This window comes from Phenylobacterium sp. (assembly GCF_035475775.1).
Lineage (GTDB): Bacteria > Pseudomonadota > Alphaproteobacteria > Caulobacterales > Caulobacteraceae > Phenylobacterium.
Genome location: NZ_DATIMC010000048.1, coordinates 1 through 16,298 on the forward strand (window position 1 = coordinate 1; position 16,298 = coordinate 16,298).

The following is a 16,298-nucleotide window of genomic DNA, read 5'->3' on the forward strand; positions in this document are numbered from 1 at the left end:
GCGCAGCGACCGCAATATGAACCCGAGGCTGAAACCCCTCTCCCAGGCCGCCAATAGCGATGGCAGTTCTCGCACTCAGGCAGCCTCAGGGTCAGGTTTGGCGACCGACGCCTCATCACTTCCCCCTCACCCAGCACGGAACGAATCGTGAATCATATGTGCGCGACTGTCAATCCCGGCGTGGGGCAACATGAACTGACAAGAGGTCTAATTCTTCTCGTACCCTCATCGAGGTTGTCCGAAAGAGATTTCACGATTCCATGTAGTTATCCGAAGGCAAAGGTCATACGTTCGAATTGTGTCGGGTGCGCCAGCGAAGCCTCAGTCGCCGTAGAAGTTGAGCTCCAGGAGCACCCCGTTCGGGTCCTGGGTGAAGATCTGGGTGAGCCCGATCGAGGCGATCTCGTTGAGCGAGAACGCCGCGCCGCGCGCGGTCAGGCGGGCGACCACATCGGCCTTGCCCGAGCAGTTCAGCGCCACGTGGTGGATCGGCCCGGTCGGGCCGGACGGGCAGTCGCGCGGGAAGGCCTGCGGCGCGCCGCGGGCGTTCAGGTGCACGATCGGACGGTCCTGGTGGTCATAGACCCACTGCACCTGCTCGGGCTTCATGGGCGCGGGGCCGCCCCGCACCGAGAGCTCCAGCAGCTCGGCGTAGAACCGCGCCGAGGCCGCCATGTCGTCGGTGAAGATGTTCACGTGGTCCAGCGCATTGACCCGCATGGGAAGGCTCCCCCTCTGCTGCGGGCCAGCATAGCGCGGCGGCCGCCGCATTGCAGCCGCGGCGCCGTCAGCCGGAGCCGCTGACCACCCGGGCGGCGGCATAGTGCGCAGCCAGGTCCTCGTGCTCGGCCATCCGCACGGCGCGCGAGACGTTGAGGCGGGTGTAGAGGTGGGCGCCCGCCCGTCGCGGGCCCTTCGGCGCGCCGGCCCGGTCGCGCGAGAGGTCGGGCGTCTCGCCGAGCACCAGCACCTTGAAGCCGGCTCCGTCGCCCTGGACATAGGCGTAGTTGCCGGCGATCGGCAGCTGGAACTGGCCGTCCGGCGATCGCCGGAAGCGGTAGGCGACGCCGGACGCGCCCTTGAGGTCGATGAAGTCGTTCATTCGCGAGACCCTGACGAACGGCTTGGCGGGGCCGAATGGGTACGCCGGCTGCGCGCCGGGGGCCAGCGCGCGAACGTCGCGGTCAGCGGCCGGCGCTCAGGCGACGCGGACAGAGAACGCCCCTTCGATGACTTCACCTGCGGTGTCCTCCAGCGCCGGCGTCAGCGGCGGCCGGCTCTCCAGGAACACGAACCGCTCGTCGTCGCCGAATGCCGGGGGCGCGGCGGCGCCCTCGCGCTGGCTGCTCCATTGCTGGTCGATGGTCACCTGCAGGGCGTCGCGCGGGCAGTCGCTGAGCTGGATGCGCGCCAGCATCACCGGGCCGCCCGGCGCGTCGCCAGGGGCCTGAACCGCGCCGCGCCCTGCGACCACATAGCGATAGTAGTGGCCGATGAAACAGCCGATCCCGTGCCGCTCGAGCGCGCGCAGGGCGTCGTTCAGCTCGGCGATGATGCGCAGCCGATCCACCATCGGCAGGTCGGGGGGGATCATGGGCCCGCGTCCCCAGGCGTCAGCCACCAGCCGTCCCAGGCTGGCGACCAGGCCGGTGAGCGGCCCGATGGTCTCGCCGCTGGCCTCCACGTCGCAGCCGATCCGTCCCGCATAGGACTGGGCGAGGGTCTCGAACACCCGGGTCCCGGACTTGGCGCGCCTGAGCGTCAGGCGCTGCTCGGGCCGCTCCCCACCTGCCTCGGCGCCGCCCGCGGCCAGCCTGATTTCGTCGAGCGCCACGCCCAGCGCGGCGGCGACGAGGGCGGCGGTTTCGGGCCTGACGGTCTCGCCGAGCTCGGCGCGCTGGATGCTCTTACGGCTCAGCTCGCACCGCCTCGCCAGCCGCTCCTGCGACATGGCCGCCCGCGTGCGGGCCTGTTTGAGCTTGGCGGGATCGAGCCGCACGACGGGTCACCTCGGCTCCAACTCAGGGCCATGACAGAGAAAGCATTGGGACAGTCTCGCGTCAGTGCGGCGCGGCGACGCGGGGCGACGGTATGACCGGGTCGGACCGTCGCAAAATGGGGCCCTACCCGGGGATGGCGGCCGGTCATACCGGTTCGCGCCCGGGCGGGAACATCCGGCCCCGGCGCGGCGCTGAGCCTTCCGAGGAGGCGTGCGCGTGGCGTCCGATCCGGCGATCATCGGTGAGTCCCAGGCGCTGACGGTGGCGGAGCTCACCGACCCCGCTGAGCTGGAGGCGCTCGCCCCGGAGTGGCGCGCGCTGCTCGAACGCTGTCCGCAGGCCACCCCTTTCCAGACCCCGGAATGGCTCATCGCCTGGCGCCGCGCCTTCTTGCCGCAAGGCCTGTGGACGCTGGCCTTCCGAGGCGACGGAAGACTGGTGGCGTTGGCGCCGATGTTCATCCACGGGCGTTCGGACGGGCGACGCCAGCTCACGCTCCTGGGCAACGGCCTCAGCGACCGGCTCGACCTCATCGCCGAACCGGCGGCGCGACGCGCGGCCGCAGCGGCCCTGTTCCGGCATCTTGCGCGCCGCAAGCTCTGGGACCTCTGCGACTTCCGCGACCTGCCGGCCGACTCGCCCCTGCTCGCGGCGGCGGCCGAGGGCCGGTCGCGCCTCGCGCCGGAAGCGCCGTGCCCGACGCTGGCCCTGCCGCACGATCCCGCCGAGGTTCTGGGCCGGCTGCCGAAGTCGCGGCGGACGGACCTGCGGCGCTGCGCGCGCCGGCTCGCCGAGCTCGGGGCCGTGCGGTTCGAACTGGCCGACGCGGCCGGGCGGGCCAGCGCGCTCGCCGCGGTCATGGCGCTCCACGCGCGGCGCTGGAACGAGCGGGGCGAGGCGGGGGTATTCGCCGAGCCTCGGGTGCGCGGCTTCCACGAAGCGGTCACCGGGGACCTGCTCGCCGCGGGGATGCTGAGGCTGCACGTGCTCCGGCTCGGCGAGCGGCCGATCGCGGCCCAGTACGGCATCGTCCAAGGCGCGAGCGCCTACAGCTACATCCACGCCTTCGACCCGGCGTTCGCGCGCTTCGGCCCGGGCTGGCTGCTGATGGCGCACGTGCTGCAGTCGGCGGTGCGCGAAGGCCTGCGGAGCTTCGACTTCCTGCGCGGCCGCGAGGCCTACAAGTACGACTGGGGGGCTGCGGACCGACCGCAGGTCCGACGCCGGATCTGGCGATGAGCGAACGATTCAGCGTGAGCCTGGAGGTGACCATCCGTCGGGCCGGGGAGGCCGACCTCCGGCAGCTCGAATGGTTCGGGGCCTTCACCCATCACCGGCAGATCATCCGTGATGCGTTCGAGGCGCAGGGGCGCGGCGAAGCGGTCATGCTCCTGGCCGACGTCCGGGGGTTTCCCGTCGGCCAGGCCTGGCTGGAGCTGGCGCCCAAGCCCGATTCGGCCACGCCCGCCGTGTGGGCCGTGCGCGTGATCGAGCCGCTGCAGGAGCTGGGGATCGGCGAGCGGCTGATGGCGGCCGTGGAGGCTGCGGCCCTGGCCCTGGGTCAGGCTGAGCTGGAGCTTGCCGTGGAGAAGCACAATCCCCGGGCCCGCCGCTTCTACGAACGCCTGGGCTGGCGCGTCCGGCGCGAGCGCCGGGAGGCGTACGGCTATGTGCCGCCGGACGGGGCTCCGGCGGCCCACGCGCTCGACGAATGGGTGCTCGGCAAGCGGTTGCGCCCGGGGTCCGGAGACAGCCCCACGCGCCGATAGAGCTCCGCCCGGTGATGCTCCCAGTGTTCGATGCGCACCTCGGTCGCGGGCCGGTCGTAGTAGCGCCACGGCAGATCGCGGGCGTTCAGGCCCACGAAGTGCGCCCCGCAGCGGCCGAGGTCCCACTGATGCGGCCAGAACGGCGAACAGATGGCGACGTCCGCCGTGCTCACGACCCGCGGCGCCCCGTCGAGCGAAAGCGCGGCGACCTGCAGGCCCTGCTCGTCGAGCTCGCTCGTGAGCGGGGCCGGGACGGCCTCGAGCACCCGGCGGAACGCCTCGGCCAGGGAGAAGCCGGGTGGAACGCCGCGTATGCCCGAATTGCGCGGTTCGCGCCCGCAGAGCTCGGCGAAGGCGCCGTGGGCGGCGACCACGTCCTCGGCCAGCAGCCGTTCGTCCGGGCCGCCGGAGAGCCAGCACGCCATGCCCTCGGGCAGGTCCCAGAGGATCACGTCGTTGTCGAGCGCCAGCTCGTAACGCTCCGGAAAGGCCCTGAGCGGCGACAGCTTCCAGGCCACGCCCTGCGCCATGCCGGCGTCGACCACGCCGCGCAGCGCCGGCGCCATCTCCCTGGGCGCGGCGCGCCACTGCACGCGGCCGGGGCTTGGGCCGGTGCGCTCGCGCGCCCTGTCGACCGGCATCGAGTTCACGTAGACCACGTAGGCCGCCTCGGGCCCGAACACCTTGAGCGCGCCGAACAGCGACAGGCGCAGCGCCTCGAAGCCGCGCGGGCTGACGTCTCCGATGGTCCAGCGCACGCCGAGCTTGCGGTTCATTCGCATCCTCCGGGGCTGAGCCGCGGCAAGGAGTGGCCGTCGGCGAGGCGCTGATAGGCGTCGAGGTAGGCCTGGATCATGCGCCGGGCGGCGAAGCGGGTCCGGGCCGCCCGCCGGCACGCCTCGGGGCGGAGGTCGCGGGCCCGGCGGATCGCCTCGGGCAGCGCCTCGGGGGTCTCCGCCAGCTCGCCGGTCTCGCCCGGCTCGATCACCTCGGCGATCGCCCCGGCGCTGGCCAGCGAGACCACCGGCGTTCCCGCCGCCAAGGCCTCGCGCGCCACCAGCGATGACGTCTCCGGCGCCAGGCTGGGCGCCACCAGGCAACGCGCCGCGCCGATCAGCCGCCGCTTGGGCGCGCCGGTCACCGGCCCCACCCAGCGCCGATAACGGTCGAGCCTGGGGCGGATCTCGCTCTCGAAGTAGCGGCGGTGCTCGCGAAAGGGGAAGACCTCGCCGGCGAGCAGCAGCGGCGTGCCCGCCGCACGGGCCGCATCGAGCGCCAGATGGAAGCCTTTTTCCGGGCAGATGCGGCCGAGCGAGAGGGCGAATCCACGCTTGCGGCCCGGCGGGAAGGCGTCCACCTCGACGCCGTTCTCGATCGGCCGTGCGAGCCGCAGGTCGCGGGGGCCGCGCCGCGCCTGGTCGCGCGAGACCGGGACCAGCCACACCTTCTCGCGGGCCGGCCGCAGCGCCTCCGCCGGATACCAGGCGAGCGGCAGGTGCAGGGTGACCATCACCGGCGGCCCGCGCTCGGGCAGGTAGCGGTGGAAATCGAAGCCGTGCAGGTGAATGACCTCAGGCTGCAGGCGCTCGATCGCCCAGGCGATATGAGCCCGGACCTGCGCATGGGCGGCCGACCAGGCCGCGGCGTCGATCTCGCCCGCCGGCGAGGCGATCGGCAGCAGCTCGCCGGCCGGGGCGGAGGCTTCGTTGGCGATCACGAACGAGCGGCCGCCGGCGGCGACCACCGCCCGGTCCAGCCGCGCCAGCACCTGCTCGGCGCCGCCCACCGGATCGGCGGTCACCGGCGTGAACGGATAGGCCACGCTGAGGACCGTCAGGCGCACGTCGGGGTCTCCAGGCCGAGCTCTGCGACCGCCGCGCGGGCGAGCTTCCGCCAGCGGGCTCCGGTCATGGTCCAGCCGAAGCCGTCGTAGAGCGCCGCGCCGGGCGGGGGCGGGTCGGCGAAGTCGTAGTCGGGCGCCTCGCGGTAGCGCTCTTCGGCCGGGTCGAACCAGGCCAGCACGGCCGCCTGGGTCGCGTGCGCCCGGATCGCCGCGCGCTTGCGCGCCAAGGCCTCGGGGGCGACCCGCGCCGCGACCTCGGGGCGCGCCGGGTCCGGCCAGAAGCGGCCCGCCACGCGTTCGGCCCTCGCCAGATGATAGCCGGCGAACTCCAGCCGCAGGGGCGGGCGCGTCCCGGCCCGCGCCAGCATCGCGCAGGCCGCCCAGACGGCGAAGGCCGCCGCGTCATGGTCCGGGTGGCCGCCCTCGTAGGTATGGGTGAACACCAGCTCAGCCGCGGCGAGCGCAGGGCGAAGCCGGCGCGCCAACTCGGCCAGGCCCAGCGCCGCCGCCTGGTCGCGAAACCCCAGGCGCTCGCGGCAAGCCGAGACCTGCAGCGCCGCCAGCGCGCCATCGAGTTCGCGCGCGCGCTCGGCCGCATAGGCCTCACGGTTCCGGAAGCCGGCGCGGCGCCAGTCGTGAGACGCATCGGGCGCCCCGTCCGTCACATGAACGAGCCTCAGGCGCCGAAAGCTCGCCAGCCGCGCGCCCATTCCCACGGTCTCGTCGTCAGGGTGGGCGACCACCAGCAGCGCGGGCGCAGAGATCGGCTCGCCCGCTTCGAGCGCGCGGAGCACCTGAGACGCCCTGGCCCGCCCCGCCGACGCCTCGCCCGTTGGAACGCTTGTCCCCAACACCTCCGGCGAACCCCGCCGCCGACGGGCGGTTCCGGCTCGCGCCGAATGTGATTGCGGCTCCGCTCAGGCGGGCCGCAGCGCCCGGATCAAGGCGCCGCTGTAGGCGGCGTGCCCCACGTGGGTGAGCCGCGACTCCACGTCCGCCCAGATCTCCCCGCCGAGCTCGCGCCAGCGGCGGCAGAAGGCGTAGTCTTCGGAGAGGTGTTCGCCGGTCTCGGGCTCGACCATCGGATCGAACACCATCACGGCCTGGGCGCCGTCGTCGAGGGTGGCGACGAGCTCCGGATGCGCCGCGGCGATCCGCTGCAGCGCCTCGCGCCGGATGAGCAGGAAGCCGCCGCCGCCATAGGCCACCCTCGCAAATCCGTCGTCCACCTCCACCGATCTGTCCGCCGTGGGCAGGAAGCGCACGACATAGCTCAGCGCGGCGGCCTGCAGGTCGGCGGCCCCGGCCATGGCGGCGGCCCGCACTCGCTCCCAGTCGATGGCCTTCAGGGGATAGATGCCGGCGGCGATCTCCTTCCGCGCGTCCAGAAGGCGAAAGGCGTTCTCGGGCCGAAAGCCGATGTCGACGTCGCAATAGAGGATGTGGGTCGCCTCGGCGTGCGCCAGGAAGCGGGCGGCGAGCCGCGCCCGCGCCCGGGGGATCAAGGCGTCGTTCGCCAGCAGCTCCACATGCAGGCCGATCCCGCGCGCCTCGCAGGCGCCGGCGAGCGCCAGGATGGAGTTCGCGAAGTGGATCGTCAGCCGCCCGCCGTAGCAGGGGGCGGCGAGATAGACGAAAGCGCGGGGCGGTTCGGCCATGGCGGAGCAGGATAGGGTGCGGCTCAGCCGGCGTCGACGAGGCCGGCCTGGGCGAAGACGGCCGCCACCAGCGGGTCGTAGAGGTCGAGCCGCTTGTAGGCGCGGAACGCCGGCGGGGCGGCGCGCCAGGCGCGGGCGAAGGCGGCAAGCGCCTCGCGATCCTGCGCCAGCTCGGCGAGTGGCGCGAGCCACACGCGAATGCCGAACACCGCACCCCCGGTCTCGGGCAGGCGCCGCAACGTCTGCCGCTCGACGCGGAGCTGCAGCGCGCGGGCGGCCCCGCTCGGATCGATGGCGCCGATGCGGGCGCGGATCGGCGCCGGGTCCGGAACGTGCAGCTCGGCGGAATTGGTCAGGGTCCAGTTGCGCCGCTCGAGCACCAGCTCGGGACGCAGGCCCTCGAAGATGCGGTTCACCCGCGTCAGGAAGCGCTCCGAAAAGCCGGTGACCGGCCGATGCAGCTCCTTCAGCGAACGGCCGACGACCTCGGCGGCGGTGAAGAAGCTGCCCGCCGACAGCGACAGCGCGGTGAGCCGCCAGGCCCCGCCGCGCCGTTCCATCAGGCACAGGTCGTCGGGCACCCGCCGGGCGGCGGCGTAGAGCGGCGGAAGCCCGGGCGCAGGGGGCGAGGGGCCGAGCGCCGCCTCCACCAGGCCCAGGACCTCGCGCTGGCCTGGCCGGGAGCCCTCCGTCTCGGCCCACACCAGGTCGCGCGAGGTCTCGAACAGAGCGTCCTTGCGCGCCGCCGGATCGGCCTCGCCGCCCTCCAGCCAGGCGGCGGCGGGGACCGGCCGCAGTCCGATCGTGAAGTCGGCGGCCTGCTCCCAGGGGCGGTGGCGCAGGCTCATACGCGGGCGCGCCGGACAGCGGCGCCGGCGAGCAGCGCCACCGCGACCCCGAAGCCGTCGGCGAGCAGGTCCTTCCAGTCGCAATCGCGCCCGTACGGCAGCCACCCCTGGAGCAGCTCCACGAGGACGCCGAACGCCAGCGCGAAGACCGCAATCCGCAGCGGGCGTCGGGGGAACAGGATCAGGCCGGACGCGGCCAGCACCAGCCAGGCGATGGCGTGCTCGGCCTTGTCCCAGAGCTCGATCTGCGGCAGCGCAGGGCTGGGCGCCTGGGTCAGAAAGAGCAGCACGAGGCTGGCGGCGGCGTAGAGCGAAAGCCGAAGCCCAAGAGGGAGCCGGTCGAGACCCATGGGCTGCTTCTTGCACGTCCCGCCCGGCCTCTCTAGACCGCCGGGGCTGGGCAGCGGAGAAGCCGATGGCGGTCGAGGCGGTGATCTGGGATTTCGGCGGGGTGTTCACCTCCTCGCCGTTCGAGGCCTTCAACCGCCTGGAGGCCGAGCTGGGCGCGCCCAAGGACCACATCCGGCGGGTGAACGCGACCAACCACCACGACAACGCCTGGGCTCTGTTCGAGCGCAACGAGATCGATGCGGCGCGGTTCGACGAGCTGTTCCTCGAGGAATCCACCGCGCTCGGCTTCCCGATCCGCGGCCGCGACGTGCTGCCCAGGCTCTCGGGAGAGCTGCGGCCGCGGATGGTGGCGGCCCTGAAGACCTGCAAGCGGCGCTTCAAGGTGGGCTGCATCACCAACAACGTGGTCTCGGAGCATTCGCCCGGACAGGCCTCGGCGCAGCGCGCCGCCGGCGCCATGGGCCAGGTGATGCCGCTGTTCGACGCGATCGTGGAAAGCTCCAAGGCCGGCGTCCGCAAGCCCGATCCGCGCATCTATGTGATGATGTGCGAGCTTCTGGGCGTGGAGCCGCAGGCCTGCGTCTACCTCGACGACCTCGGAATCAACTGCAAGCCGGCGCACCAGCTCGGCATGACCGCGATCAAGGTGGTGGACGTCGACCAGACCCTGGCCGAGCTCGCCCGGGCGACCGGCCTCAGCTTCGATCAGGAGGCGCGCGCATGAGCCGACCCGCGAAGATCGGCGCCGCCGAGGCGCTGAAGACGCTGCCGAAGTGGGCCGCCGCGACGGGCGGTCGCGATGCGATCTGCCGGACCTTCCGGTTCGCGGATTTCAATGCGGCCTTCGGCTTCATGTCGCGCGCCGCGATGATGGCCGAGAAGCTCGACCATCATCCCGAGTGGTTCAATGTCTACAACCGCGTCGAGGTCACGCTCGCCACCCACGATGCCGAGGGCGTCACAGAACTCGACGTGACTCTGGCCAAGTTCATGGACGAGATCGCCGCCCGTCCGGGATGACGGCATTGGGAAGCAGGGAGATTTCGATGCCGGGCAGGGTCGCAGGCAAGAAGGCGTTCATCTCGGGCGGGGCCCAAGGGCTCGGCGCGGCCATGGCGAGGAAGCTCGCCGCCGAGGGCGCGAAGGTCGCGATCGGCGACCTCAACCTCGAAGGCGCCAAGGCCGTGGCCGCCGAGATCAACGCGGCGCAGGGCGAGGGGACCGCCTTCGCCTTCCCGCTCGACGTCGCCAAGGAGGCCGAGTGGATCTTCGCCCTGGAGGAGGCCGACGAAGCGATGGGCGGGATCAACGTGCTGGTCAACAACGCCGGCGTCTCGGTCGGCGGCAATATCGAGCAGCTCGCCTTCGAGGACTGGAAGCGGGTGATGAGCGTCAACGTCGACTCGGTATTTCTCGGGACCAAGCACGCGCTCAAGTACATGCGCGCCCACCAGCCGGGCTCGATCGTCAACATCTCCTCGATCGCCGGCCTGATCGCCGCCCACAACTCGCCGGCCTACAACGCCTCGAAGGCCGCGGTCTGGCTGCTCTCGAAGGGCATCGCCCTGCACTGCGCCAAGCAGGGCCTCGACATCCGCTCCAACTCCATCCACCCGACCTTCATCGACACCCCGATCCTCGACCCGCTGCGCCAGCGGTTCGGGAAGGAGGAAGCCGAGGCCAAGCTCGCCCGGCAGGTCCCGGTCGGCCACATCGGCGAGCCCGACGACATCGCCAACGCTTGCCTCTATCTCGCCTCCGACGAATCGAAGTTCATGACCGGCGCCGAGCTGAAGCTCGACGGCGGCATCAGCGCCATGTGACGGGGTGCAGCCTACCCTCTCCCAAGCGGAGCTTGGGCGAGGTGGCTAGGTCAGTTGACCAGGATCGCGCCCAGCAGCAGGCGCGCGCCCGGGCGGCCGAGGAGCGCGTCGGTCTGGCGCTGCATGGCGCGGGCCAGGAAGTCGGCGTTGGGCGTCGCGCCTTCGGGCAGGCCGGCGGCGTAGGTGATCACCGTCTCCAGGTAGGCGGCGCGCAGCCGCGGCATGGATTCGTCGGCCCGCGCGCGCAGACCCGCGTCCGGCACGTCGAGGCCGCACTCGACGGTCAGCACGCCGCGCCGGCCGCCGGACCGGTTGGTCGCGCCGGTGAGCGTCTCGATCGGCAAGTAGGAAACGCCTCCGGATTTCTTCTTCCGCTTGTCGCTCTCCGCCGCCACGGCCGCGGCGGGGCCCGCGAACGCGGCCAGCGCGGCGGCGGCCAGGAGCGCGCGGCGCCTCATGCGGCGAGCCCGGCCCGCTGGATCAGGTCGCGGACCGTCTCCACCTGTTCGGGCGCGCTGGAGAGCTCGGCGCGGGTGTCCTCATGGCGGACCAGCTTCATGGCTTCGGCGCGGGCGCGGTCGGCGGCCGGGCCGAGCGGGGCCGACTCGCCGCTGGCCAGGCGCAGCAGCAGCGTGAGCCGGTGCACGGCCGGCGCCCTGGCCTGGGCGAGCTGGGCGACCAGCCGGGCGTCGGCTTCGACCAGCCCGCCGAGATCGCCGAGCTTGGCCTGGATCGGGGCGTAGTCCTCCGCCACCAGGCCGCAGCGGGCCGTGGCGCGCTGCAGCGCGGCTAGGCCCGCCAGACGCACGGCGGCGGTCTCCGGGGCGTTGCGCAGCTCCTTCTCGAATTTCAGCGAGGCGACGACGGCCCCCAGCCAGCGGCCGGCGACCCGCTTGTTGGCCGCCCCGATGACGTTCTCGGTCAGCCAGACCAGCGCGCGGGCCTCCTCGTGCGAGGTCCTGTCCTGGCCCAGGTAGGCCTCCACGAACTCGCCGGTCACCAGCATCTTGGAGCGCGTGGAAAAGGCCGCCTGCACATCCTCCAGCGGCAGCAGCTGGCCGGCCGCGGCGGTGAGCGACATGGCCAGCGCGCGCAGCACGTCGATCTCGGCCGCCGCATCGCCGCGGCGCAACCGCCTGGGCCCGCTGAGCTCGCGCAGGATGCGCTGGCCGATCGCCGCGCGCACCTCGATGAACGCCTCGTCGGCGAGCCAGCGGGCGAGCCGGGCCGCCGACGGCGACAGGGTCGGCATCACCTTGGCGACCGAAGGCTCGATGCGGATCAGCGCGTCCACCGCCTCCGCGGCGGCCAGCCGCGTCAGCGCCGCCAGGTGGGCGCCGACATCCAGGCCCCTGCCGAGGATGTCCTCCAGGCCCGGCTTGCAGCCCAGGATCTCGGCGAGCGGTTGGGCGAGGGTGGCGAGGGCCAGTTGCCGCGCCGGGCCCGAGGCGGGCGCGGCCTCGGCGAGGTCGAGCAGGCGCGTCACCTTCTCGGTCCAGCTGCCGGCCGGCGCGATCGCGGCCGCGACGCCCGCCCCCAGCAGGTAACCGCGCTCCGGCTCGTGCGCGAGCCGCTCGGCCGCGGCGGCGAAACCTTCGGCGTCGACATCGGGCAGGACGCCCCGGCGGAAATCGGTCAGGAGGCGCTCGACCGCGCGCTCGATCAGCGCCTGGAAAGTGCGGATCAGCTCGTGCACGGACATCCCGCGCGCCAGGGCCTCGGGCACGGCGATGGTCTGCACGGCATGCTGCAGATCGGCCCCGGAGGTCTCCAGCTGTTCGACGAGGTCGGGCCGGTGCAGGAGCTCGAAGGGCGTGGCGTGGTTGCGCTCGAGCCAGGCTTCCAGCAGCCGCCCGATCCGCTCGCGCGCATGGATGGTGTAGAGGTCCTGGGGGGTGACGCACAGCGCCTCGACCTGCTCGCGGACCTTGGCCTTCTTCAGGCCTGCTTCGTGGGCGCCGGTCTTGAATATGGTCACCGTCTGGAACTCGCGGGTCTCTTCGTCGAGCGTTTCCTTGGTGACCTTGGCGGCCGCGACCCGCCCCTCCTTCATCAGATCCTCGGCGCAGGCGATCGCCCCTGCCCGATTCTCGGAGGCCATCTCCAAGGTCCATGACGATCGGGGCGTCCGGCGGACGTAGACCTCGAAATGCACGCGCCCGACACCCATCTTTACGCCAACTCCCCCCGGAGACGAGCAAGGTTGACCCGATCAACCTTAAGGCTCGGTTGACCGTGGAACGGCGCTGGACCTCGCCCCATTGAGGTCACCGTGCCGGCCGAATAGCTTGACTCTGCCGAAGGAGACTTCGAACCCAAGATGGCCAAGATCACCCTGGTCGACGACGACGAGAACATCGTCACATCGGTGAGCCTCGCGCTGGAGAGCCACGGCCACACCGTCAAGGCCTACTACGACGGCGCGGCGGGCCTGGCGGCGCTGGAGAACGAGCCGCCGGACCTCGCCATTCTCGACGTGAAGATGCCGCGGCTGGATGGCATGGAGGTGCTGCGCCGGCTCCGGCGCGCCTCCGACGTGCCGGTCATCATCCTCACCTCCAAGGACGACGAGATCGACGAGATCCTGGGGTTCAACCTGGGCGCCGACGACTACATCCACAAGCCGTTCAGCCAGCGGCTCCTGATCGAGCGCGTGAAGGCCGTGCTCCGCCGCTCCGGCGTGGATGGCGAGGACGCCCAGACCTCGGCCGCGCAGGCGGCGGAGGCCAGCGCGCGGGCCATCAAGCGCGGCAAGCTGACCCTCGACCCGGCCCGCCACGACTGCCTGTGGGACGGCAAGCCCGTGAAGCTCACCGTCACCGAGTTCCTGCTGCTGCAGGCCCTCGCCCAGCGCCCGGGCTTCGTGAAGAGTCGCGACAACCTGATGGACGCGGCCTACGACGATCAGGTCTATGTCGACGACCGCACCATCGACAGCCACGTCAAGCGGATGCGCAAGAAGTTCCGCGAGGTCGACCCTGAGTTCGACGCGATCGAAACCCTCTATGGCGTCGGCTACCGATACCGCGAGACCTGACCGGGCGCAGGGGCCGAGGAAGCCATCCTGGTTCCGCTGGCTGCCGGGCTCCAGGCTGGGGCGGCTGATCATCGTCCTGAACGTGCTGGGCCTGGCGATCCTGATCGCCGGCGCCCTGGTGCTGAACGAGCTGCGCCGCGGGCTGGTCAACGCCCGGATCGACAGCCTGACGACCCAGGGCGAGCTGATGGCCACCATCATCGACCAGGCGGCCACCGAGGGCGAGCCGGAGCCTTCCATGGACCCGACCTTCGCCAACCGCATCGTGCTGCAGATGCTGGCCAACCCGAAGACCCAGCGCGCCCGCCTGTTCGACGCCAACGGACGGGTGGTGGCCGATTCCCAGTGGGTCGCCGACCGGGTCGAGCGCCGCGTCCTGCCGCCGGCTCGCCGGCGCGGCGAGCCGGCGCCGTTCAGCTTCGACGTCCGCCGCCTTTGGCCCAAGCCCAGCCCCGCGGAGGCGCGCCGCCAGCTCGATGCGGAGGTGCGCCAGGCGCTTGCCGGCCAGCACGTCGCCGACCTGCGCGCCGGCGACGACGGCCGGCGGGTGGTCTCCGTCTCGATTCCCATCGAACACGTGCAGGACGTGCTGGGGGTGCTTACCCTGGAGGCGAACGATGTCGATCAGATCATCGCCCGGGAACGTGCCGCGCTGATCCCGTTCATCCTGATCGCCATCGCGGTGACGCTGTCCTCGTCGTTCCTCCTCAACCGGCTGATCGCCCAGCCGGTGCGCAGGCTCTCGCGGGCCGCCGACAGCGTGCGCCTGTCGCGCGCCAGGGCCATTTCGCTTCCCGACCTCGCCCGCCGCGACGACGAACTGGGCGACCTCACCCGCAGCCTCGAGGCCATGACGTACGCCCTGTCTGAGCGGATGGACGCCATCGAGCGCTTCGCCGCCGACGTGGCGCACGAGATCAGGAACCCGCTCACCTCCCTCCGCTCGGCCGTGGAGACCCTCGACCTGGTGAAGGATCCCGCCGCCCGCGAACGCCTGTTCGGCATCCTGAAGAACGACGTCCAGCGCCTCGACCGGCTGGTCACCGACATCTCCAACGCCTCGCGGCTAGACGCCGAGCTGTCGCGCGACCAGCCGAAGCGGATCGACATGGAGCGGCTGATCTTCGACGTCGTGGCGCTCTATCAGGCGACCGCCAGGCCGGGCGATGTGGCGGTGAAGTTCCAGCCGCCCGGCGGGCTGGAGCCGCCGGCGGTGCTGGGCCGCGAGGGTCCGCTGTCGCAGGTGTTCCGCAATCTGATCGACAACGCCCGCTCCTTCTCGCCGCCGGGCGGAGAGGTGGTGGTGGGCCTCGCCAAGGCGAGGAGCACGGTGGTCGCCACGGTCGCCGACTCCGGCCCGGGCATCCCGCCGGAGAATCTGGAGACCGTGTTCGAGCGATTCTACACCTCGCGACCGAAGGGCGCGGCGTTCGGCGGCAACTCGGGACTCGGCCTGTCCATCGCCCGCCAGATCGCCGAAGCCCATGGCGGCACCCTGCGCGCCGCCAACCGCCAGTGGCCGGACGGGACCGTGGGCGGCGCCATGTTCGTCTTGACCCTGCCTGAGGCGCAGGCGTGATCCGCCACGGCGGGCTGGTCGCCGCGCGGGTCGGCGGGCGCTGGCTGGGCGCGCTCATCGAGGGCGAGGCGGGTGCGGGCAAGAGCGACCTGGCGCTCAGGGCCCTGGATCACGGCCTCAGGCTGGTCGCCGACGACCGGGTGCTGCTCTGGGCCTCCGGCGGTCGCCTGTTCGGCCGCGCGCCGGAGACGCTGCACGGGCTGATCGAGGTCCGCGGGCTGGGCGTGGTCCGGCTGGAGCCGCTGGCGCTCGCCGAGATAGGCCTCCTCGTGCGCGGCGCGACGCCCGAGCGGTTCCCCGATCCGCGCACCGAGATGGTGGCGGGCGTCGAGGTTCCGGTGCTGGCGCTGGCCCTGTTGGAGGCCTCGGCTCCTGCGAAACTCCGCCGCGCGCTCGCGCTGTTTGATCGTGATCTCAAGAGGCGTATGTAGCACGGCTCGCGGACGCATGCGCCGCCGCGTCGGGTGGGGTTACCCCTTGAGAGACGTTGCATGATTGGGCTCGTGATCGTCACGCACGGGCGGCTGGCGGAGGAGTTCATCTTCGCCATGGAGCACGTGGTCGGTCCGCAATCGGCCGTCGAAGGCATCTGCATCGGTCCGGACGACGACATGGAGCGCCGCCGGCGTGACATCCTCGACGCCTGCCGGCGGGTGGATTCAGGGCAGGGCGTCATCCTGCTCACCGACATGTTCGGCGGCACGCCTTCGAACCTCGCCATCTCGGTCATGGAGCAGACCAAGGCCGAGGTGATCGCCGGGCTCAACCTGCCGATGCTGATCAAGCTGGCCAGCGTGCGCCACCGCCAGGGCCTGGAAGACTGCGTCGCCTGCGCCCAGGAGGCGGGGCGCAAGTACATCTCCGTCGCCTCCTACGTGCTGGCCGGCGAGAAGTGAGCGCCGGCGCAAGCCGCACCGTCGAGATCCTCAACAAGCGCGGCCTGCACGCGCGCGCCTCCGCCAAGTTCGTCAAGCTGGCCACCGGGTTCGACGCCGAGGTGCGCGTCACCAAGGACGGCCAGACCGTCGACGCCCGCTCGATCATGGGGCTGATGATGCTGGCCGCCGGCCCCGGCTGCTGCATCGACATCGAGGCCGAGGGCGACGAGGCGCAAGCCGCCGTCGCCGCCCTGGCCGCCCTGGTCGAAAGCCGCTTCGACGAGGAGGAGTAGTCAGGCCCCAATTCCTCCCCCTGCGGGGAAGGAACCGGGCTATGTCTTCAGCCGCCAGCCGGTGTGGAAGATCCAGCTCACCGCCAGCAGGCAGGCGATGAGGAACGCCAGGGTCATGACGAGGCTCAGGCCCACGCCGACATCGGAGACGCCGTAGAAGCTCCAGCGGAAGCCGCTCACCAGGTAGACCACGGGGTTGAACAGGGCGACCTGTCGCCA

Annotated in this window: 21 protein-coding genes and 1 pseudogene; 10 read left to right on the plus strand and 12 right to left on the minus strand. The window is 71.9% G+C overall.

What is annotated here, in order from left to right:
• Window positions 1-321: 321 nt before the first annotated feature.
• From VLI41_RS05630 to VLI41_RS05640, 3 genes are all read right to left on the minus strand, one after another.
• Complete coding sequence (locus VLI41_RS05630) at window positions 322-720, minus strand: VOC family protein (RefSeq protein WP_325267081.1); 399 nt, start codon at window positions 718-720, stop codon at window positions 322-324.
• A 67-nt stretch (window positions 721-787) separates the two neighbouring features.
• Window positions 788-1,102 carry a hypothetical protein gene (locus VLI41_RS05635; RefSeq protein ID WP_325267082.1) on the minus strand — a complete coding sequence of 105 codons (315 nt, stop codon included), beginning with the start codon at window positions 1,100-1,102 and terminating at the stop codon, window positions 788-790.
• 96 nt (window positions 1,103-1,198) lie between these two features.
• Window positions 1,199-1,999 carry a helix-turn-helix domain-containing protein gene (locus VLI41_RS05640; RefSeq protein WP_325267083.1) on the minus strand — a complete coding sequence of 267 codons (801 nt, stop codon included), beginning with the start codon at window positions 1,997-1,999 and terminating at the stop codon, window positions 1,199-1,201.
• Window positions 2,000-2,216: 217 nt separating this feature from the next.
• Here VLI41_RS05640 and VLI41_RS05645 point away from each other — a divergent pair, with 217 nt between their 5' ends.
• Both VLI41_RS05645 and VLI41_RS05650 read left to right on the plus strand, forming a co-directional pair.
• Window positions 2,217-3,239, plus strand: a complete 1,023-nt coding sequence (locus VLI41_RS05645) for a GNAT family N-acetyltransferase (protein ID WP_325267084.1) — start codon at window positions 2,217-2,219, stop codon at window positions 3,237-3,239.
• Window positions 3,236-3,769 carry a GNAT family N-acetyltransferase gene (locus VLI41_RS05650; RefSeq protein ID WP_325267085.1) on the plus strand — a complete coding sequence of 178 codons (534 nt, stop codon included), beginning with the start codon at window positions 3,236-3,238 and terminating at the stop codon, window positions 3,767-3,769. The genes VLI41_RS05645 and VLI41_RS05650 overlap by 4 nt, the downstream gene beginning before the upstream one ends.
• Here VLI41_RS05650 and VLI41_RS05655 read toward each other — a convergent pair.
• The 6 genes from VLI41_RS05655 to VLI41_RS05680 all read right to left on the minus strand — a co-directional run bounded on the left by VLI41_RS05655 (window position 3,667) and on the right by VLI41_RS05680 (window position 8,468).
• Entirely contained in the window at window positions 3,667-4,545 is an 879-nt protein-coding gene (locus tag VLI41_RS05655; protein WP_325267086.1) for a hypothetical protein, read from the minus strand. The two genes, VLI41_RS05650 and VLI41_RS05655, sit on opposite strands and share 103 nt — an antisense overlap.
• A complete protein-coding gene (locus VLI41_RS05660) occupies window positions 4,542-5,612 on the minus strand; it encodes a glycosyltransferase (protein ID WP_325267087.1) in 1,071 nt (356 codons plus the stop codon). The genes VLI41_RS05655 and VLI41_RS05660 overlap by 4 nt, the downstream gene beginning before the upstream one ends.
• On the minus strand, window positions 5,603-6,406 hold the full coding sequence (locus VLI41_RS05665; protein ID WP_325267088.1) for a PIG-L family deacetylase: 804 nt from the start codon (window positions 6,404-6,406) through the stop codon (window positions 5,603-5,605). The genes VLI41_RS05660 and VLI41_RS05665 overlap by 10 nt, the downstream gene beginning before the upstream one ends.
• A gap of 123 nt (window positions 6,407-6,529) precedes the next feature.
• Window positions 6,530-7,270 carry a hypothetical protein gene (locus VLI41_RS05670; RefSeq protein WP_325267089.1) on the minus strand — a complete coding sequence of 247 codons (741 nt, stop codon included), beginning with the start codon at window positions 7,268-7,270 and terminating at the stop codon, window positions 6,530-6,532.
• 23 nt (window positions 7,271-7,293) lie between these two features.
• Window positions 7,294-8,118: a heme-dependent oxidative N-demethylase subunit alpha family protein gene (locus VLI41_RS05675; RefSeq protein WP_325267090.1), complete on the minus strand. Its 825-nt coding sequence runs from the start codon at window positions 8,116-8,118 to the stop codon at window positions 7,294-7,296.
• Window positions 8,115-8,468, minus strand: coding sequence for a VanZ family protein (locus VLI41_RS05680; protein ID WP_325267091.1), 354 nt, complete (start codon window positions 8,466-8,468; stop codon window positions 8,115-8,117). The genes VLI41_RS05675 and VLI41_RS05680 overlap by 4 nt, the downstream gene beginning before the upstream one ends.
• 65 nt (window positions 8,469-8,533) lie before the next feature.
• Between VLI41_RS05680 and VLI41_RS05685 the strand changes: the two genes are divergently transcribed.
• The 3 genes from VLI41_RS05685 to VLI41_RS05695 are packed head-to-tail and all read left to right on the plus strand — an operon-like array spanning window position 8,534 to window position 10,292.
• Window positions 8,534-9,193 (plus strand): HAD-IA family hydrolase, encoded by a 660-nt coding sequence (locus VLI41_RS05685; RefSeq protein ID WP_325267092.1) that lies wholly within the window; start codon window positions 8,534-8,536, stop codon window positions 9,191-9,193.
• Window positions 9,190-9,489, plus strand: a complete 300-nt coding sequence (locus VLI41_RS05690; protein ID WP_325267093.1) for a 4a-hydroxytetrahydrobiopterin dehydratase — start codon at window positions 9,190-9,192, stop codon at window positions 9,487-9,489. Before VLI41_RS05685 ends, VLI41_RS05690 begins: the two co-directional genes overlap by 4 nt.
• 26 nt (window positions 9,490-9,515) lie before the next feature.
• Window positions 9,516-10,292, plus strand: coding sequence for an SDR family oxidoreductase (locus VLI41_RS05695; protein ID WP_325267094.1), 777 nt, complete (start codon window positions 9,516-9,518; stop codon window positions 10,290-10,292).
• Window positions 10,293-10,342: 50 nt separating this feature from the next.
• Here VLI41_RS05695 and VLI41_RS05700 read toward each other — a convergent pair whose 3' ends face one another.
• The gene (locus VLI41_RS05700) at window positions 10,343-10,750 is read right to left on the minus strand and encodes a Tat pathway signal protein (RefSeq protein WP_325267095.1); all 408 of its coding nucleotides are present in this window, start codon (window positions 10,748-10,750) and stop codon (window positions 10,343-10,345) included.
• The gene (locus tag VLI41_RS05705; RefSeq protein ID WP_325267096.1) at window positions 10,747-12,393 is read right to left on the minus strand and encodes a hypothetical protein; all 1,647 of its coding nucleotides are present in this window, start codon (window positions 12,391-12,393) and stop codon (window positions 10,747-10,749) included. Before VLI41_RS05705 ends, VLI41_RS05700 begins: the two co-directional genes overlap by 4 nt.
• A gap of 219 nt (window positions 12,394-12,612) precedes the next feature.
• Here VLI41_RS05705 and VLI41_RS05710 point away from each other — a divergent pair, with 219 nt between their 5' ends.
• The 5 genes from VLI41_RS05710 to VLI41_RS05730 are packed head-to-tail and all read left to right on the plus strand — an operon-like array spanning window position 12,613 to window position 16,079.
• Window positions 12,613-13,329: a response regulator transcription factor gene (locus VLI41_RS05710; RefSeq protein WP_325267097.1), complete on the plus strand. Its 717-nt coding sequence runs from the start codon at window positions 12,613-12,615 to the stop codon at window positions 13,327-13,329.
• The gene (locus VLI41_RS05715; protein ID WP_325267098.1) at window positions 13,298-14,908 is read left to right on the plus strand and encodes a stimulus-sensing domain-containing protein; all 1,611 of its coding nucleotides are present in this window, start codon (window positions 13,298-13,300) and stop codon (window positions 14,906-14,908) included. Before VLI41_RS05710 ends, VLI41_RS05715 begins: the two co-directional genes overlap by 32 nt.
• Entirely contained in the window at window positions 14,905-15,339 is a 435-nt protein-coding gene (locus tag VLI41_RS05720) for an HPr kinase/phosphorylase (protein WP_325267099.1), read from the plus strand. The genes VLI41_RS05715 and VLI41_RS05720 overlap by 4 nt, the downstream gene beginning before the upstream one ends.
• A gap of 60 nt (window positions 15,340-15,399) precedes the next feature.
• On the plus strand, window positions 15,400-15,804 hold the full coding sequence (locus VLI41_RS05725; RefSeq protein WP_325267100.1) for a PTS sugar transporter subunit IIA: 405 nt from the start codon (window positions 15,400-15,402) through the stop codon (window positions 15,802-15,804).
• Window positions 15,801-16,079, plus strand: a complete 279-nt coding sequence (locus tag VLI41_RS05730; protein ID WP_325267101.1) for an HPr family phosphocarrier protein — start codon at window positions 15,801-15,803, stop codon at window positions 16,077-16,079. The genes VLI41_RS05725 and VLI41_RS05730 overlap by 4 nt, the downstream gene beginning before the upstream one ends.
• 39 nt (window positions 16,080-16,118) lie before the next feature.
• On the opposite strand, the pseudogene VLI41_RS05735 reads toward VLI41_RS05730, so the two are convergent.
• Window positions 16,119-16,298: pseudogene (locus VLI41_RS05735) on the minus strand (sugar ABC transporter permease); the annotation flags it as partial.

What these genes read in the sequence shown, in the direction of transcription:
- VLI41_RS05710 (WP_325267097.1), top strand. Translation starts at nt 12,613, where the DNA reads ATGGCCAAGATCACCCTGGTCGACGACGACGAGAACATCGTCACATCG.
- VLI41_RS05635 (WP_325267082.1), bottom strand. Translation starts at nt 1,102, where the DNA reads ATGAACGACTTCATCGACCTCAAGGGCGCGTCCGGCGTCGCCTACCGC.
- VLI41_RS05700 (WP_325267095.1), bottom strand. Translation starts at nt 10,750, where the DNA reads ATGAGGCGCCGCGCGCTCCTGGCCGCCGCCGCGCTGGCCGCGTTCGCG.
- VLI41_RS05705 (WP_325267096.1), bottom strand. Translation starts at nt 12,393, where the DNA reads ATGGCCTCCGAGAATCGGGCAGGGGCGATCGCCTGCGCCGAGGATCTG.
- VLI41_RS05715 (WP_325267098.1), top strand. Translation starts at nt 13,298, where the DNA reads ATGGCGTCGGCTACCGATACCGCGAGACCTGACCGGGCGCAGGGGCCG.
- VLI41_RS05670 (WP_325267089.1), bottom strand. Translation starts at nt 7,270, where the DNA reads ATGGCCGAACCGCCCCGCGCTTTCGTCTATCTCGCCGCCCCCTGCTAC.
- VLI41_RS05680 (WP_325267091.1), bottom strand. Translation starts at nt 8,468, where the DNA reads ATGGGTCTCGACCGGCTCCCTCTTGGGCTTCGGCTTTCGCTCTACGCC.
- VLI41_RS05695 (WP_325267094.1), top strand. Translation starts at nt 9,516, where the DNA reads ATGCCGGGCAGGGTCGCAGGCAAGAAGGCGTTCATCTCGGGCGGGGCC.
- VLI41_RS05650 (WP_325267085.1), top strand. Translation starts at nt 3,236, where the DNA reads ATGAGCGAACGATTCAGCGTGAGCCTGGAGGTGACCATCCGTCGGGCC.
- VLI41_RS05690 (WP_325267093.1), top strand. Translation starts at nt 9,190, where the DNA reads ATGAGCCGACCCGCGAAGATCGGCGCCGCCGAGGCGCTGAAGACGCTG.
- VLI41_RS05630 (WP_325267081.1), bottom strand. Translation starts at nt 720, where the DNA reads ATGCGGGTCAATGCGCTGGACCACGTGAACATCTTCACCGACGACATG.
- VLI41_RS05655 (WP_325267086.1), bottom strand. Translation starts at nt 4,545, where the DNA reads ATGAACCGCAAGCTCGGCGTGCGCTGGACCATCGGAGACGTCAGCCCG.
- VLI41_RS05685 (WP_325267092.1), top strand. Translation starts at nt 8,534, where the DNA reads ATGGCGGTCGAGGCGGTGATCTGGGATTTCGGCGGGGTGTTCACCTCC.
- VLI41_RS05675 (WP_325267090.1), bottom strand. Translation starts at nt 8,118, where the DNA reads ATGAGCCTGCGCCACCGCCCCTGGGAGCAGGCCGCCGACTTCACGATC.
- VLI41_RS05725 (WP_325267100.1), top strand. Translation starts at nt 15,400, where the DNA reads ATGATTGGGCTCGTGATCGTCACGCACGGGCGGCTGGCGGAGGAGTTC.